The organism is Reyranella sp. (assembly GCF_004297265.1).
GTDB lineage: Bacteria > Pseudomonadota > Alphaproteobacteria > Reyranellales > Reyranellaceae > Reyranella.
Genome location: NZ_SCUT01000020.1, coordinates 44952 through 60698, shown reverse-complemented (window position 1 = coordinate 60698; position 15747 = coordinate 44952). Strand labels below are relative to the sequence as shown.

Annotated in this window: 15 protein-coding genes; 1 reads left to right on the top strand and 14 read right to left on the bottom strand. The window is 66.3% G+C overall.

Translation table 11 applies throughout. The features are described from left to right. Positions 1–53: 53 nt before the first annotated feature. From EPO41_RS07465 to EPO41_RS07400, 14 genes are all read right to left on the bottom strand, one after another. Positions 54–1034: a tripartite tricarboxylate transporter substrate binding protein gene (locus EPO41_RS07465; protein ID WP_296322656.1), complete on the bottom strand. Its 981-nt coding sequence runs from the start codon at positions 1032–1034 to the stop codon at positions 54–56. Positions 1035–1311: 277 nt separating this feature from the next. Then, positions 1312–2349 (bottom strand): D-cysteine desulfhydrase, encoded by a 1038-nt coding sequence (locus EPO41_RS07460; protein ID WP_296322652.1) that lies wholly within the window; start codon positions 2347–2349, stop codon positions 1312–1314. A 60-nt stretch (positions 2350–2409) separates the two neighbouring features. Beyond that, on the bottom strand, positions 2410–2937 hold the full coding sequence (locus EPO41_RS07455) for a superoxide dismutase family protein (protein WP_296322649.1): 528 nt from the start codon (positions 2935–2937) through the stop codon (positions 2410–2412). Between the two features lie 34 nt (positions 2938–2971). Then, positions 2972–3844 carry an SDR family oxidoreductase gene (locus EPO41_RS07450; RefSeq protein WP_296322645.1) on the bottom strand — a complete coding sequence of 291 codons (873 nt, stop codon included), beginning with the start codon at positions 3842–3844 and terminating at the stop codon, positions 2972–2974. 4 nt (positions 3845–3848) lie between these two features. Then, positions 3849–4820, bottom strand: coding sequence for a tripartite tricarboxylate transporter substrate binding protein (locus tag EPO41_RS07445; RefSeq protein WP_296322641.1), 972 nt, complete (start codon positions 4818–4820; stop codon positions 3849–3851). A 38-nt stretch (positions 4821–4858) separates the two neighbouring features. After that, positions 4859–5482 (bottom strand): hypothetical protein, encoded by a 624-nt coding sequence (locus EPO41_RS07440; RefSeq protein WP_296322639.1) that lies wholly within the window; start codon positions 5480–5482, stop codon positions 4859–4861. Next, positions 5479–7149: a transporter substrate-binding domain-containing protein gene (locus EPO41_RS07435; protein WP_296322635.1), complete on the bottom strand. Its 1671-nt coding sequence runs from the start codon at positions 7147–7149 to the stop codon at positions 5479–5481. The genes EPO41_RS07440 and EPO41_RS07435 overlap by 4 nt, the downstream gene beginning before the upstream one ends. Before the next feature lies 1 nt (position 7150). Next, positions 7151–7846, bottom strand: a complete 696-nt coding sequence (locus EPO41_RS07430; RefSeq protein ID WP_296322631.1) for a methyltransferase domain-containing protein — start codon at positions 7844–7846, stop codon at positions 7151–7153. Positions 7847–7849: 3 nt separating this feature from the next. Continuing rightward, positions 7850–9964 (bottom strand): adenylate/guanylate cyclase domain-containing protein, encoded by a 2115-nt coding sequence (locus tag EPO41_RS07425; RefSeq protein WP_296322629.1) that lies wholly within the window; start codon positions 9962–9964, stop codon positions 7850–7852. Between the two features lie 84 nt (positions 9965–10048). Next, the gene (locus EPO41_RS07420) at positions 10049–11443 is read right to left on the bottom strand and encodes an amidase (RefSeq protein WP_296322626.1); all 1395 of its coding nucleotides are present in this window, start codon (positions 11441–11443) and stop codon (positions 10049–10051) included. Positions 11444–11453: 10 nt separating this feature from the next. After that, complete coding sequence (locus tag EPO41_RS07415) at positions 11454–11912, bottom strand: GNAT family N-acetyltransferase (RefSeq protein WP_296322623.1); 459 nt, start codon at positions 11910–11912, stop codon at positions 11454–11456. 5 nt (positions 11913–11917) lie between these two features. Next, positions 11918–12124 (bottom strand): cold-shock protein, encoded by a 207-nt coding sequence (locus EPO41_RS07410; RefSeq protein WP_230553054.1) that lies wholly within the window; start codon positions 12122–12124, stop codon positions 11918–11920. A gap of 214 nt (positions 12125–12338) precedes the next feature. Beyond that, positions 12339–13850, bottom strand: a complete 1512-nt coding sequence (locus tag EPO41_RS07405) for an altronate dehydratase family protein (RefSeq protein ID WP_296322620.1) — start codon at positions 13848–13850, stop codon at positions 12339–12341. Between the two features lie 109 nt (positions 13851–13959). Beyond that, positions 13960–14826 carry a DMT family transporter gene (locus EPO41_RS07400; RefSeq protein ID WP_296322616.1) on the bottom strand — a complete coding sequence of 289 codons (867 nt, stop codon included), beginning with the start codon at positions 14824–14826 and terminating at the stop codon, positions 13960–13962. A gap of 42 nt (positions 14827–14868) precedes the next feature. On the opposite strand from EPO41_RS07400, the gene EPO41_RS07395 reads away from it, so the two are divergent. Further along, positions 14869–15726, top strand: coding sequence for a branched-chain amino acid aminotransferase (locus EPO41_RS07395; RefSeq protein WP_296322612.1), 858 nt, complete (start codon positions 14869–14871; stop codon positions 15724–15726). Positions 15727–15747: the final 21 nt, after the last annotated feature.

Sequence of the window (15747 nt, the reverse complement as noted above, 5' to 3'; positions counted from 1 at the left end):
TGGACTGAATAAGACGGGAGGCGGTTCATCCGCCTCCCGATTTTCTTCGTGCGTCAATCGCCGGCCGCAATGTCCCTTTCCCGGGCGATGCCGGCGAACGTGTCGACCGTTTCGTCGAAGAGCCGGCCGAAGACCTTGCCGTCGGCGCCCACGGGATCGAAGCCAAGATCGGCGAGACGCGCGATCACGGCCCTGTCCTGAAGGACGGCCAGCACGGCGTTATGGAAGCGCTCGATTGCAGCAGCCGGCGTCCCCTTGGGCGCCAGCAGCCCCTGCCACGTGGCCTGCACGAAACCCGGAGCGATGGTCTCGGCTGCCGTGGGCACGGCAGCGAACGCCTTGGACCGCTGCTCACTGGTGATGGCCAGCGCCACGAGCTGGCCGCCGCGCACCTGCGGAGCGCCGGCCGCGAAGGTGACGACACCGGCATCGATGTTGCCCGCGATCAGGTCCTGCAGCAGCGGCCCGCCGCCGCGATAAGGCACGTGCGTAACGCGAAGATCGCCCGCCGCCCGCAGCAGCAGTTCGCTCGTCAGATGCTGGCTGCTGCCCAGGCCCGGGACACCGACATTGAGCTTGCCGGGATTGGCTTTCGCCGCCGCGGCAAAGGCCTGGGCGCTGGCCAGGCCCGAACGCGGATGGGTGAACAGCCCCTGCGGTCCGGAGATGGCGAGCGTCACCGGCTGGAAGGCCGGATAGAGCGCCGGCGTTCCCGCCATGGGCAGCGCCTCGGTCGCCGCGAACGTGTCGTTCACGAGGACGATCGTGTAGCCGTCGGGCTGGGCGCGCGAGGCGTTCAGCGTGCCGACCCGGCCGGCGCTGCCGCCGATATTCTCGACGATCACCGTCTGCCCGAGCTGGGCACTGAGCGGCGCCTGGATGACGCGCGCGAAGGCGTCGACCCCGCCGCCCGGTGGCCACGGCACGATGATCTTCACGGACCGGCTGGGATAGGTTCCCTGGGCGCGCGCGACGAGAGGCGCGGCCAGGATTGTGCCGGCAAGACCGGCCATCAGATGACGTCGTTTGAGCATGACTTCTCCGTTGGCCGCCGCAGGTGCGGGGCGATGGGTTCGTTGAAGGGCTTCGGGATCAGACGGTGTCGCGCGTCAGCGTCGACACGAAGGGATGAATGATCGGGAGAGCATGCATCGAAACTGGCCGCCGCACCGCTTCAGGTCAATGAAACGGGTTCGTCGATCTGCGGCGTGACGGCGGTGGAAACTTCTGCGCAGACGGTGGCGCGCAGGAAGCATTGCGCGATGACCGCAATGCTTCATCGAAATGTCGCCGGCGAAGCCGGCGGCCGGTTCAGTCGGCGAGCTGGGTGCGGCCCAGTACGACGTCCTCGTAGACGTGCAGCGACGGCAGGCCGCCGGTATGGATGAACAGCACCTTGGCGCCGGGCTTGAAGTGGCCCTGCCGCGCCAGGCCGATCAGGCCCGCCATGATCTTTCCGGTATAGACCGGATCGAGCAGGATGCCTTCGGTACGCGCCAGCATCTGCACCGCCTCGACCATCTTCTTGTTCGGCACCGAATATTTGGGCTGCCAGAAGCCGCCGAAGCTCTTCACGGCCGACGCCGGCACCTTGATGTCCACGCCCAGCAGGTCGAGGACCGCCTGCGCTTCCTTGAGCACCAGCGGCTCCTGGTCGGCCGGGTCGCGGCTGACGCCGACGCCGATCAGCGGGACCTTGATGTTGTTGCCGAGGAAGCCCGCGACCATGCCGCCATGTGTGCCCGAGCTGCCCGACCCCACCACCACGGCATCGGGCGAGAAGCCCATGTCGAGCCACTGGACCTGCATCTCCTGTATGCAGGCGACATAGCCCAGGCCGCCGATGGCGTTGGAACCGCCGCCGGGTATCACATAGGCCTTGCGCCCGAGCGAAGCGACTTCCTGCGCCACCTTCGACATCGCCTCGGCCATGTTGGTGCCACCGGGAACGACCGTGATCGCCTCGACGCCCATCAGCTCGAACATGAAATTATTGCCGCCGGCTTCTTTCTTGTACGAGCCCGGCACGCGCTCCTCGATCACGAAGCGGCACTTCAGCCCTTCCTTCACCGCCGCCGAGAGCGTGATGCGGCAATGATTGGACTGCGGCGCGCCGCACGTGACGAGCGTGTCGCATCCCTGCGCCAGCGCATCGCCCGCCAGGAACTCGAGCTTGCGGGTCTTGTTGCCGCCGGGGAACAGACCCAGCATGTCGTCCCGCTTGATCCAGATCTCAGGGCCGGCGCCGCCCGGGCAGCTGGCGGCGAGGGCCTTGGTGAAGTGCGGCAGGTGTTCGATAGGCGTGGGCGCGTTGGTGTAGATGCGACGCGCAAAACGAGACAAGTCCATTCAATCGGCTCCAGGTAGAAATACGCGCCCTCGCCCGCCACAGCGGACGAAGCAGTCAGGTCACTCCGTGATGACACCGCAGGCGATGCGGTCGCCGGCATTGCCGGTCGGATCGGTCCTGTAGTCGTCAACGCCGGCATGGATGATGATCGCCGAGCCGTCGGCATCGAACACCGAATTGGCCTGCCCCTTGACCAGCGAGACCATCGGATTGGCGATCTCGATCGTCAGCTCGCCATTGGCCGGGATGTGCAGGTTCGGCATGTCACCGGCATGCGAGCCCTCGGCCGCTTCCATGCCGTGCTTCTTCGAGGCCGGATTGAAGTGTCCGCCTGCGCTGGTGAACGGCGCCTCGCATTTGCCGACGGCGTGGATATGGAACGCATGTTCGCCCGGAACAGCGCCCTTTAGCGCCATCTTGAGGAGCACGCCGTGCGGCGTCTGGACGAGCTGGACGCTGCCGACATCCTTGCCGGCGGCATCCTTGAGCGACGCCTTCGCCGTCGGGCTCTGGGCCCGGGCGGAAAGGGAGAAGGCGGCGAGTCCGGCCACAGCCATCAGGCTGCACGTCACGCGGGCGATACGCATCGATTCCTCCGTTGTCTGGTCAGGAGGCGCCACCCTACTCCAGGACCTTCGGCGGCCGGTAGAGCGGAAAGCCGTTGAAGGGCTTCGATTTGTCGTGATCGGGCACCTGGTAGAAGGTCGATTTGCCATAGTTGTGCAATCCGCCGTCGACCCTCAGCGTGGTGCCGGTGACGTAGGCCGCCGCGTCGCTCAGCAGGTAGACGATGGCCGCCGCGATCTCGGACTCCGTGCCATGGCGCTTGGCGGGAATGCGGTCCTTCACCGAACGCAGCGCCTCGTGTGCGCGCTCGGGGTAACGGTCGAAGCCCGATGAGGCGATGAAACCCGGAATCACCGAGTTCACGCGGACGCCCGAATGCGCCCATTCGATCGAGGCGCTGTAGGTGAAGTTGGTCTGGCCGGCGCGGGCCGCGCCGTTGTGCGCCATGCCGGGATTGCCCAGCTCGAAGTCGGCGCCGACATTCACGATGACGCCGCCATGGGCCTCCATCGAAGCCAGGTAGACCGCCTTGGATACGAGGAAGGTCGCGGTCATGTTGTTGGCCACCACGGCGTTCCAGCCGTTCAGCGAGATGTCCTTGAGCGGTGCGGGAAACTGGCCGCCGGCATTGTTCACCAACCCGTCGATGCGGCCGCCCCACGACATCACGCCATCGATCGCTGCCTTGACCTCGTCCTCGCGGCGCAGGTCGGCGGCGTGGACGAAGGTGTCGGGATCGCCCAGCTCCTCCTTCACCCGCTCGAGCTTCTCCATCGTGCGGCCGACGAGCGCCAGGCGTGCACCGAGTGACTTCAGTTCATGGGCGGTGCAGCGCCCGAGGCCGGACCCGCCACCGGTGACGATGATGGTCCTGCCGGCAAGGAGACCCGGCCGGAACACCGAGTCGTAGCGCACGCTGGCTGTCATCCGGTCACTCGACCTTGATGTTGGCGGCCTTCACGACCTCGGCCCACTTGGTCATCTCGGCGCGCAGGAAGGCCGCAAGTTCGTCCGGCGTCGAGCCGATCGCATCGGCACCGAGATCGGCGAACTTCGCCTTGATCTCCTCCATGCGCATGATCTTCGCGATCTCGGCATGCAGGCGCGCGATCACGGCAGGCGGCGTGCCGGCCGGCGCAATCAGGGCGTTCCATTCCGATATCTCGCAATCGGGCACGCCGGCCTCGGCCAGGGTCGGCACCTCGGGTGCCGCCGGCGAACGTGCGGCGCTGGTGACGGCGAGCGGCCGCACGCGGCCGCCGCGCGCCTGCGGCAGGGCGGCGCTCATGTTGCCAAAATAGAAGGGCACGTGACCCGCCGCCACATCGGCCACCGCCAGCGCGCCGCCCTTGTAGGGCACGTGCTGGATGTCGGTGCCGGTGCGCATCTTGAAGAGCTCGGCCGCGAGATGCTGGGCGCTGCCATTGCCCGACGAGGCATAGGAGAGCTTGCCGGGCTGCGCCTTGGCCAGCGCCACGAGCTCGGCCACGGTCTTGGCAGGATGCGAGGGCGTGATGACCATCAGCTCCGGCACTGTCACCAGCAGCGACACCGGTGCGAAATCCCCGGGCGTGCGGAACGGCATCTTGGGAAACAGCGCCGGGTTCACGGCATGGGCAAAGGCGCCGATCAGCAGTGTGTGGCCGTCGGGTGCGGCCTTGGCCACGATCTCGTCGCCGATCATGCCGCCCGCGCCGGGCTTGTTCTCCACCACGATCGTCTGGCCCAGCGCCTCCTGAAGCTTGGGCGCGATCAGCCGAGCCGTCGTGTCGGCGCCGCCGCCGGCCGAATAGGGCACGATCAGCCGCACCGGTTTGGAGGGATAGGCTTGCGCGCGTGCAAGCCCCGGCACCCAGGCCAAGGCCGCCGTCGCGCCAAGGGTGCGCCGCCGCGAAATCTTCATTTCTTCCTCCCGCACGTTCTCGAGCAGGAGACTACACCCTAGCGGGCGCGCAGCGCGAGGCGGCCGAGATGGCGCTGCAGGAGGCGCATCAGCGCGAATCCCGCCTGCAGGGTGACCCCGAAACAGAGGATGCCGATCGCGAACAGGACCATCTTGTCGCCGAGCGTCGGCATCAGCTCGGCCTCACGCAGGATGACCGCGATTCCTTCCGGTACGCCGATGGCGGCACCGGCGCTCGACGACATGACCAGCACGAAAAAGGCACGGGTCACGTTGGGCAGAAAGAGCAGCGCCCCAAGCGGCGAGCCGTCGCGCAACTGCCGCAACGCCTCGCTGCCGTTGTCTGCGACATAGGCAGCGGCATAGGGCACCAGCGACAGGGCGACCGTCATGATGCCCGACGGCGCGACGTGGACGCCGAACAGCGTTGCGTCCGACGGGATGATGTTCAGCAGGAAGAACATGACGACGAAGGTCGGCGCCGCGCGCATCAGGCCTATCAGCGTCGTGGCGACCGCGCCGCGCACGCCGCCCGCCAGCTTCGCCAGGGTGAGCAGGCCGCCGACGGCGAGGCCGATCAGCAGCGCGATGGCGGCGATCTCGAAATTGACCACCATGCCGGCCAGAAGTTGCGGCACGAAGTCGGGCGATATCCTGCTCATGCCGTCACCATCTGCCGGCGTTCGAGCCAGATCCTCAGCCTGTCGCACAACCACACCACGACGATCACCACGCAGACATAGAAGACGAGCAGCAGCGAGTAGGTGCTGGCCCGGCCGCTGGCGAACGAGGTGATGTCGGTGAGCGCGCTCAGAAGTTCGGGTGCGCCGATGAAGCTCGCGATCGGCGTGCCCTTCGCCGCGTTGACGAGGAAGGACACGATCTGGGTCGCCGAGCGGCTGACCGCGCGCCCGAACAGGTCGACGGTGGGCACAGGCGGCCCTCCCCGCTCCGTCCGCAGCGTGTGCATCGCCTCGCCGATTGCCTGCCCCGCATTCGCGCCGTTCATCAGGCCGAGCGCCACGATCGCCGCGCCGATCGCGACGGCCGACGAGTAGGGAAACAGCGCCAGCGCCACGGCCGCGGAGATGACGAGCGTCAGCACGACCGGCGAGGATTGAAGCACGATGGTGAGGGCGCGGGCGGGCCAGCGCAGCAGGAACGACCGGGAACTCTGCAGCGCGCCCAGCACCAGCGCGAACAGCAGGGTCGCCACCAACGCGCCGGCCACCAGGATCAGCGAGTTGATGATGCCGGCTCTGAACAGCTGCCACGCGGGCATGGTCTTGAACATCGGCAGCTGCACGGCGATGCCGGTGTGCTTTTCCAGCCAGGCCTCGAAGGCGGCCACCTGGGGCGCAAAGCGCGTGGGCTCGAGCACCGCGCTCAGCGCCGGCAGGACGCAGGCGGGATTGGCCGCGCCGGTGTCGGTGTTGCACTCGGACCGGTTCCAGACCGCGCGCTGGAGTTCGAGAAACCCGAGGCCGATTCGGTTCTGCTTCGCCACATCGAGGAAGACGCCGTCGCGATGGAAAATCTGGCTCATCAGGTCGAGCGCCCGGGCGAGGCGATCACTGCCGGTCAGCGCAACCGCCATGCCCCAGGGAAGCTGGGCGAAGCCGAACTTCCTGTCGTAGGCTTGCGCAAAGGCAGGCTCGGTGAAGTAGAAGTCGAAGAAACTGTCGTCCTGCGCCACCAGCGCGCAGGTCTCATCGCGCAGCCTGTCCGGCAACACGCCCGCCTCGTCGAACAGCATCAGGCGGGCATTGTGCGAGACGATCTGAGCGTTGGAGCCGTTGCCGATCGTGACGCAGATCGTGCGGCTCGCGACATCTGGCCAGTCCTTGATGGCCAGCCCCTTCGGCCCGACGATGATCGTCTCCGACCGATAGTAGTGCGGGCGGATGAAGCGCACCTGGGTGTCGCGCTGGGTATTGTGGCCCATGGTCGCGATGGTGAGGTCGATCTTGTCGTCGGCGAGCAGGGGAATGCGGCTCGCCGCGTTGACGCGCGTGAAGGCCGGCTCAACGCCGAGATGCTTGGCGATCTCGCGCGCCACGTCGACGTCGTAGCCCGAGCGGACCTGGCCCTCGCGAGTCCCGAACAGCGGATAGTATTCGCGCACGCCGACGCGGATCCTGCCGTCACAGAAGATGCGGACCAGCCGGTCGAGACCGGGTTGCTCGCAGGCACCCGGCACCACCGCCGCGGCCTTCGCCTCGTCGATCAGCTTCGCCAGCGCAGCATCCGGGGTATCGGCGCGCGCCGGCAGGCCGGCCAATGCAACGAACCACACGAACGCAACGAACAGAACGCGACGCAGCGCCATGTCAGCTCCGCGTCCCGGCCGCGGCGATTTCGACGATGTGCATGTCGGCGAAGACATGCGGTCCATAGCGATGGATGGAACGACCCTCCTCCGCCCGCAGAATCGAAGGTGTCATCAGGTCGATCTTCTCGTTGGCAATGTGGACCAGCACAGTCTTCGCGATGTGAAGCGCGAGACCGTACCGTTCGAGGATCCGGCGCGAGCGCCCGACGTCGACGAAGGCATTGTGGGTGATGAGGGCTCGCCCGTTGATCGCGAGATGCTTCGACAGGCCCTCGAGGAACGGATCGAGCAGTTCGCGGCCGTCGATGCCTCCCGAGCTCCAGGTCGACAGGCGTCCGGCCACTTCGAAGTGATCCATCGGGAAGTGAGGCAGGTTGGCGACGACGAGGTCGAAGCGCCGTCCCGCCACCGGCTGCCACATGTCGCCGCGATGGATTTCCGCCTCGTGGCCGAGGTCCTGCAGGAGCGCCTGTCCCGTGACGATGGCCTCGTCCTCGATGTCGATCCCGCAGAGGGAGGCGGCCCCCAGACCACCCAGCACGGCGAGGACCACGCCGCTTCCGCACCCGATCTCGAGCACCCTGGCGCCGCACACGCGACTGGGTTCCCCGCGAAGCACCTGGATCAGCGCTGCCGTATATTCGCTCGGCCGCAGCGTCGCGACCGCCGGAGAGGACTTGCGGGCATCGAACATCGGTCAGCGCGACATCTGCAGCGGCACGAGACGCGACGGATCGATCGTTCCCAACCGCTTCGCCATGGCCCGCGCCACCGGATCGTCGGGATATTCCGACTGGATCTCCTGGTAGCGCGACAGCGCCGTCCCATAGTCCTCGGCGACCAGCGCGTTGTAGGCGGTGCGCGTGAGTTCGCAAAGGCGGACCGTCGCCTCGTCAGGCTCGAACTCCGGTCCGATCCCGTAGGCGCCGACCAGCTCGTAGATCGGCACCTTCGAGCGGCGGCCCTTCACGGTGACGTCGTCGATCGGACGCACGCAAAGGCGTTCACCAGCTTCCTTGAAGACGGCATGGCTGATGCAGATGCCCGTGCCGTACTCCTTGTTGATGCCCTCCAGTCGCGCCGCGATGTTCACGCCGTCGCCCATGACGGTGTAGCTCATCCGCTCCTTTGAGCCGATATTGCCGACCAGCACGGCGTCACTGTGGATGCCGATGCGGACCTTCAACGGCTTGGCGCCGGTCGCCTCCCAACCCGCGTTCAGTTCCTTCATGCCCTCGCGGATGCGCAGCGCCGCGAAGCAGGATCTCTGCGCATGGTCCTCGAGCAGCGCCGGCGCCCCCCAGAAGGCCATGACGCCATCGCCGATGAACTTGTCGATGGTGCCGTGCTCCGTATTGACGGCATGGGTCACGACGCCGAGATAGGCCGACACGTGCGCCAGCAACTTCTGTGAGGGCACTTCCTCCGACATGGAGGAGAAGGCCTCGAGGTCCGAGAAGAAAATCGTGAGGAAGCGGCTGTGGCCACCCAGCACCAGCTTTTGATCCGAGTCGAGGAGTTGGCGGACGAGGCCCACCGGCACAAAGGCGGCGAAGGACTTCACGGCCGCATCGAGCGTGTCGATGGCGCGGGCGAGCACCGCGACCTCGCGGATTGGCGACTGCAGAGGCGGCAGGTTGTCGCCCTCAAGGTCCTGGATCCTCGCCACCTTGAGCGCGAGCCGCTCGAGCGGCGAGGAGATGACGCTGGACAGGAAGTAGATGATGCAGATCTGCAGGACGATCGCGATCACACCGAACAGGGCCAGTCGCTGGTTCTGCTCGTCGAAGGCACTGGTGAAGTCGGCCAGAGGCGTGATGACGAAGAGCTGCCACTTCTTGCCGAACGTCGGCGGCAGGGTCGTAAGGCTCGCGACGTAGTGCTTTCCGCCGCGCTCGAACGAAAACGTCCTTTCGCTGTCGCGGGGTCGGAAGCTGAAGGCGATCGCCGGCAGGTCGTTTCCGAGTGACGTGATGTGCTGAAGTTCGACCCTGCCGTTGTGGCTCGTATAGGTCTTGGTGCGCTCCGAATTGGCGATGACCCGGCCTTGATGGTCCAGGATGTAGGAGAGCGTGCCCGCACTTATCTTGCGCTCGGCGAGATAGTTCGACATTCCGTCGAGCGTGATGTCGGCGGCGGCGACGCCGCGCAGCACTCCGTCGGCATAGAAGGGCGCGCCGACGGTGAAGCCGACGAGCCCCAGGGTGGCGAAGACGTCGACGTCGCTGACCGAAAGGTCGCGGGTCTGCTGCGCGGTCACATACCACAGGCGTGCACGCGGGTCGTAGGACGTGGTCTGCTCCGAGAGGCCCAGTTCCTTGCGGTCCTTGTCGAGGAAAAGGTAGTGGTCCACGGGCGACGACCCGCGCTGCGGCGTGATCCATCGGTCCGCCCAGCGCGTTCCGGGCGGCGGGAGCTTGCCCTGGATCTCAACAGCTGGATCGATCTGCCGGGCCTGGCGGAACGAGCCGTCGTTCAGGCCGACATACATGCTGATGATACGATCGCTGTGTTGCAGGATGCTGAAGAGATACTTCAGCGAGCGGTTGTCATCGAAGAAATCGGGTTGCTCGGAGCCCAGTGCCGCGGCGCTGCGCACGAGCGACTTGATGGGATCGAAGAGGTGCTGGATGTTCTCGATGGCCTCGACGCTGAACCGCCCCACCAGTTCGTCGGCATTGTCGCGCGCGATCTTCTCGTTCGACACGTAGTTCACCGCAACGATCGCGAAGAAGACCGGCACGGTCAGCAGAATGAACAACGTCAGGATGCTCGGACGCAGCCGCAGGTTTTTCGCGAAGATGCTTGTCATTGCGCGGCGATGGACGTCCCGGAGGTGATCGGAGCACTATAAATGAAAGGAGAATCAGCGTCCACGCGCCGTCCCGCCGTGCATTTACAGCGGCGGTCGCCGCGAATGCCAGTCGGTCCGCTGCTGGTAGGCGTGGCCTGCCGCCAGGATCAGCCCTTCATCGAAGGCCTTTCCGACGACCTGGAAGCCCACCGGCACACCGTCCGCCGACATGCCGCCTGGCAGAGTGAGCGTCGGATGACCGCTCAGGTCGAACGGCGCCGTGTAGCGCAGACGCGCTGCGACGGTCTCGGGATCGCGCCCCGCCGCCTGCAGCGCCTCGGTCGACCACACGGCCCTGGCCATCACCGGCATCAGCAGAAGATCGACCGACGCCAGCAGGCGATTGAGCTCGCCGGTGAGCGCGGCGCGGCGGAGCTGCATCTTCGCGACCTCCGTCGCGGAAAGGCGACGACCATGATCGAGCAGGCCGGAGAGTACCGGACCGTACTCGGCCGCCCGCGACGGATAGGTGACTTCGTGCGCCACCGCCGCTTCCACGCCACACAGAGGCACCCAGTCGCGGGCACCCTGGTCGAAACCATCGGGCAGCTTCACGTCGACGATCAAGGCACCCGTGTTCTTCAGCGCCTCGACCGCACCGTCGAGGGCGCGCCGCGCGTCCTCATCGAGCCCCTGCATGTTGGTGGCGAACCCGATGCGCCGGCCGCGCACGCCCTGGTCGATCGAGGCGACATAGTCGGGCACCGGCAGGCCGACCGAGGTCGGGTCCTCCGGATCGGCACCCGCGATCACGCCGAGCACGATCGCAGTGTCGAGGGCGTTGCGGGTCATCGGGCCGATATGGTCGAGCGACTCGGCCAGCGCAAAGACGCCAGCGCGGCTCACGCGTCCCCAGGTCGGCTTCAGGCCCGACAGCCCGTTCATGGTCGAGGGGAAGCGAATTGAGCCGCCGGTGTCGGAACCCAGCGAGGCGTAGCAAAGGCCCGCCGCCGTGGCCGCACCGGAACCCGAGGAGGATGAGCCTGTCCAGTAGGCCGCGTTCCAGGGATTGAGCGGCGCAGGAATGTTCGGATGGTGGGCGCCGTAGGCGCCCTCCGTCATCTGCAGCTTGCCGAGAAGCACCGCTCCCGCCTGCTTGAGCCGCGCGACCACCGTTGCGTCCCGCGTCGGCACGTTGCCGCGATGGATTTCCATGCCGGCCGCGGTCGCGACGCCCTCCGTGTTGCAAAGATCCTTCACCGCGATCGGCACACCGTGCAGCGGTCCTCGCGAGGTGCCGGACGCAGTCTCAGCATCGAGGCATGCCGCGTCGGCCAACGCACGGTCGGCGGTCACGGTCGCATAGCTCTGGAGCCTGGGATCGACCTTGCCGATGCGGTCGAGCATCGATCCGGTCAGTTCGACGGACGACAGCTTGCGCGCCTTCAGGCGCCGCGCGACCTCGTCGAGCGACAGATAGTGCAGGTCGGATGGCATACAGACTCCCTCACAGCGATTTCTCCATGACCTGGATATGTTCGCCGCGATAGTCGCGCCGCTCAAGCGCCCTCCAGCCCAAACCTGCATAGAGCGAGGCGGCCGAGTGCGTGAAAAGATAGAGGCGATCGTAACCGATGCGCCGAGCCGCATCCTCGACGGCGCGAACGAGCGCCGATGCGATACCCTTCTTGCGGTGTTCGGCAGGAACGAAGACGCTCGCGAGCCAGGGGTTGCGCGGATCGCCCTCGAGATCGTCGAAGATCAGTGACGCCGTACCGACGATACCGCCATCGTCCCCCAGCGCGACGAAGGCGATCGGAAGGCGATCGACATTCATCTTTCCCTCAACCCGGGCCCGGCGCTGGCCGAGCGTCTGGCCGGGATTGAGGTGTCCCCACTCGTCGAAGCCCCAGACCGAGACCTGTTCGGCCAGATCGGGGCGTTCGACGAGGGGAACGACTCTCATGTCTTTCAGTCAGCCGCCTTGAGATTGACGGCAGCCGAACGGCCACGCTCGGTGGCGATCTCGTAGCCGATCTTCTGGCCTTCGTTGAGGCCGTTCAGGCCCGAGCGCTCGACTGCACTGATATGGACGAACACGTCCTTGCCGCCGTCACTCGGCTGGATGAACCCAAATCCCTTCGTGGCGTTGAACCACTTGACGGTGCCTGTAGCCATGTCTCTCTCCTGGGCAGTTAAACGAGCAAGCAAATGCGCGCTGGCGGAGCGCTCGCAGCTACCGCCTTCGACAACCGGGAATTTGGGTAAAAGCTCGGGGGAAAGTCCGGGACCGCTGTGGGCTGGGCTGCCAAAGCATGGCCAAGTTCGTGAGTCGTAGGATCGCATATGAGGAACGTAACGCCGCCAGATCAATTTGGCTGCGTCCCTTTCTTCACATTGTTGCGCCTATCTTCCACGGCTCGAACTCGTCGTCCCCGATCCCCAAAAGCTCCGATTTGGTTTTCTGGCCCGAGGCCGTGGCAAGAATAAGGTCGAAGATCCGCCGGCCGTTCTCCTGAATCGTTTCCTCTCCATCGATGATCGTTCCGCAGTTGATGTCCATGTCGTCAGTCATGCGTTTATAAAGAGAGGTATTCGTCGCAAGCTTGAGTGACGGCGTGGGCTTGCAGCCGAAAACGCTGCCGCGGCCCGTCGTGAAGCACAGGACATTGGCACCGCCCGCGACCTGGCCCGTGGCCGACACCGGGTCGTAGCCCGGCGAATCCATGTAGACGAAACCCTTGGCGGTGATCGGCTCGGCATACTTGTAGACGTCGACGAGGTTCGTCGTGCCGCCCTTCGCGACCGCACCCAGCGATTTCTCCAGAATGGTCGTGAGGCCACCCGCCTTGTTGCCGGGAGACGGGTTGTTGTTCATTTCACCGCCGGTGCGGGCACAATGGTCCTCCCACCAGCGGATGCGATCGACGATCTTTTCGCCGACGTCCTTGCTGACGGCGCGACGCGTCAGCAGATGTTCCGCACCGTAAATCTCGGGCGTCTCCGACAGAACCGCCGTGCCGCCATTGCGCACCAGCAGATCGACTGCCGCCCCCAGTGCGGGATTGGCGGAAATGCCCGAATAGCCGTCCGAGCCGCCGCATTGCAGCGCCAGAATCAGCTCGCTGGCGGGAATCGCCTCGCGCTGCACATCGTTCGCCTCGGGCAGCAACTCCTTCAGGAATCCCACGGCGCGCATCACGGTCCTGGAGACACCGCCCTCGTCCTGGATCGCCAGGGGAATGAGCTTCGGCCCCTCCTTCAATCCCTCCGCGTTCATCAGGCCGGAGATCTGGTTGGCTTCGCAGCCCAGCCCGAGCACGACGACCGCCGCCATGTTGGGATGCTTCGCGTAGCCCGCGAGCGTGCGGCGCAGCACGTCCATCTCGAGGCCCGACGCGGCCATGCCGCAGCCGCCACCATGCGTCAGGGGAACGACCCCGTCGATGTTGGCGAACTGCGCCAGCAGCGGCTCGAGTCGTGACGCGATCATGCGGCTGGTCGCGGCCGAGCAGTTCACGGTCGTGACGATACCGATGTAGTTGCGCGTCGCAGCGCGGCCGTCGGCTCGGCGATAGCCCTGAAAAGTGACCGGCGGCACGATGAAATCCGTTGGATGGGCATCGGCGCAGAAAGCATAGTCGCGCTCGAAGTCGCCCATGATGCAGTTGTGCGTATGGATGTGCGTGCCGGGGGCCAGATCCTCGGTCGCGAAGCCGATGATCTGGTTGTACTTGCGCAGCGGCTCGCCCTGCTTCACCGCCCTCGTGAGAATCTTGTGACCCGGCGGCACGCGCGTCGCGGCCGCGACCTCACCCTCGACCTTCGTGCCAGGCAGGATGTCCATGCGGGCGACGACGACATTGTCAGCGGGATGCAGGCGAATGGTGAGCGGGGCCGTCATTGTTGTTTCCTCCGAAGTCGGCCGACCTTAGTACACCCCCAGCCTGCAGCAACTGCTTCCCGATCAACAAGCGTTGCGAGCGAATCGCATCGATCCGGCCGCCCTGCGCTCAGGTACCGCCCAGAAGCAGGAGAATGACGCCGGCCACGCTGACGAGGATGCCGAGCAGCCCGATCACATGAAGCCGTTCGCCGCGCAGGAAGAGCCAGCTCATGACCACGCCGATCAGCGGGAACAGCGCGACCAGCGGCGCGACGATGGTGATGGAGCCCAGCCCGAGTGCCGCATAGAGAAGGAAGGTAGCGCTGCCGTTGGCGAATCCGACCCCGAGGAACCACAGCACGCCGCTGCGGATCGCCGGCCCTTCCCGCAACGCGCGACGTCCGACCAGCGACAGGATCACTGCCGTCGAGAGCGCATAGCCGATGGCGGCGGCGGCCAGCGGCTCGGGCCATAAAGCGAGCCCGGTCTTGATCGCCGGCTGGATCGCGCCGCGCACCAGCGCCGCGGCGAGCGGCAGGCCCAGCACCCAGACGGACCAGCGCCGGCCACCGGTACCACCGCGTAGCGCCAGCAACGCCACGCCACCCACCACCATCGCCAGGCCGGCCAATTGCAGAAGGCCGAGATGCTCGCCGAGGAACAGCACCGCGCCCAGCACCGCGAAGATCGGCGTCACATTGCCCACGGCACCGGCCACCGCCGGTCCTAGCCGCTCGTTCGAGCGGACCGAAAGGATCGACACCACCACAGGGAAGATGCAGCCGACGCTGGCGAAGATCAGCGCCGCGTCGAGATTGAAGGTGCTCCAGTCGACGAAAACGGTGGCGGCCAGCCAGGCCACGACCAGCGCGCCGCCGATCGAATAGAGTGGCGAGCGCCATGACGGCATCGTCCGCAGTCCGAACTGGGTCAGGATCAGCGCCAGGGCGAAGCAGAATGCCGCACCCAGGGCCAGGATGGCCGCGCCGCTCATCGTCTGCTATGTCCGCGCGCTTCGAGGGACGACGAGGATAGAATGGACACGCTCACCTACTGGAACGGCACCTGGCACGAAGGCAACCCGGCGATCCTGGGCCCCCGCGACCACGCCTTCTGGCTGGGCTCCATGGTATTCGACGGCGGGCGGGCGTTCGAGGGCTGCGGCCCCGACCTCGACCTCCATGCGGAACGCGTCGTGCGTTCGGCCCGCGCCATCGGCCTGAACCCGACCCAGACGCCGGAAGAGATCCTGAAGCTGATGCACGAGAGCGTGCGGCGCTTCGGTCCCAAGGCCGAACTCTATGTCCGGCCGATGTTCTGGGCCGGCAAGGGCGGCGCCGGTCCCATCTCGGTCGATCCGGACTCCGCGCAGTTCCTGCTCTGCACCTACATCTCGCCGATGCGCGCCGGCACGCCGCTGACGCTCGGCCTGTGCCGGTCCATTCGCCGGCCGGCGCCCGAGACCGCGCCCACCGACGCCAAGGCGAGCTGCCTCTATCCCAATTCCTCGCGCGGTGTCGCCGAGATGCTGAAGCGCGGCTTCAACAACGGCGTGGTGCTCGACCCGCTCGGCAACGTGGCGGAGACCTGCAGTTCAAACCTCTTCATCGCCCGCAATGGCTTGGTCGCAACGCCCGTACCGAACGGCAGCTTCCTGGCCGGCATCACACGCTATCGGACGATCAGGCTCCTGCGCTCGGCCGGCATCACGGTCGAGGAGCGCACGATCCGTCCGGCGGAGTTGGAGGAAGCCGACGAGATGTTCACCACCGGCAATGCCGGCAAGGTGCAGTCGGTCAGCCGCTACGAAGGCCGCGACATGCAGCCCGGTCCGATCGCCGCCCGCGCGCACGACCTCTACATGGCCTTCGCGCGGACACAGCGGGTGATCTGAGGCCCCGCTTCCCCTCCCTTG